The organism is Streptomyces sp. DT224, from assembly GCF_049844595.1.
In the GTDB taxonomy this organism is placed as follows: Bacteria; Actinomycetota; Actinomycetes; order Streptomycetales; family Streptomycetaceae; genus Streptomyces.
The window spans coordinates 1-1,020 of record NZ_JBNCLI010000038.1 but is presented as its reverse complement, the minus strand read 5'-3'; the positions used below and the strand labels follow the sequence as shown (position 1 = coordinate 1,020).

The 1,020-nt window shown below is 72.5% G+C and carries 1 protein-coding gene; it reads right to left on the bottom strand.

The window, feature by feature from the left end; genetic code table 11:
- On the bottom strand, nt 1-917 hold a 917-nt coding region (locus ACLQ2N_RS35920), incomplete at its 3' end, for a beta-ketoacyl reductase (protein WP_425819989.1).
- Nucleotides 918-1,020 lie beyond the last annotated feature (103 nt).

Genomic DNA, 1,020 nt, shown 5'->3' with positions numbered 1-1,020 from the left:
AGTTCGCCGCCCATGCCCGGGCCGTCCCACAGGCCCCAGGCGAGGGAGGTGGCGGGCCGGCCCTGCGCGACGCGCTGCTGCGCGAGGGCGTCCAGGAACGTGTTGGCGGCGGCGTAGTTGGCCTGCCCGGCACCGCCGAGCGTGCCGGAGACCGACGAGAACAGAACGAACGCGGTCAGATCCAGATGCGCGGTGAGCTCGTGCAGGTACCAGGCCGCATCGGCCTTGGCCCGCAGCACACTGTCGAAACGCTCGGGCGTGAGAGCCGTGACCACACCGTCATCCAGAACACCCGCGGTATGCACGACCGCCGTCAGCGCCAGCCCCTCGACCGCCGCGCCCAGCGCAACCCGGTCGGCGACGTCGCACGCCCGCACGGTGACCTCGGCGCCGAGACCGGTCAGCTCCTCGACCAGCTCCACCGCACCCGGCGCATCCGCGCCACGACGGCTCAGCAGCACCAGATGGCCCACCCCATGGGCGGTCACCAGGTGACGGGCCACCAGCGCGCCCAGCGCACCCGTCCCACCCGTGATCAGCACCCGCGACTCCGGGCCGAACACCGGCTCCGACGCGCCGCGCTCCACGACGGCGGGCGTCAGCCTCGGCACCCGGACCTCACCGCCCCGCAGCGCCAGCTGCGGCTCACCGGTCGCCAACGCCCGCTCCAGCACCTCCTGAGAGACCGAAGTGCCGTCCACGTCCACCAGGACCAACCGGTCCGGCTGCTCCGCCTGAGCAGCCCGCACCAGACCCCACACCGCGGCCTGGGCCAGGTCATGGACCTGCTCGGCCCTCTCCACCGCCACCGCACCACGGGTGACCACCACCAGGCGCTCACCCGGCCGGTCAGCGGCCAGCCAGTCCTGCACCGACGCCAGTACAGCATCCACCACAGCACGGACCCCGCCAGGCACCGACAGACCCTCAGCCACAGCGGAAGCAGCCACATCGAACAGAACAGGGACAAAGGGATCCCGGACCACCGCACCCGCAGGCACCCAGTCCACCTGGAACAGC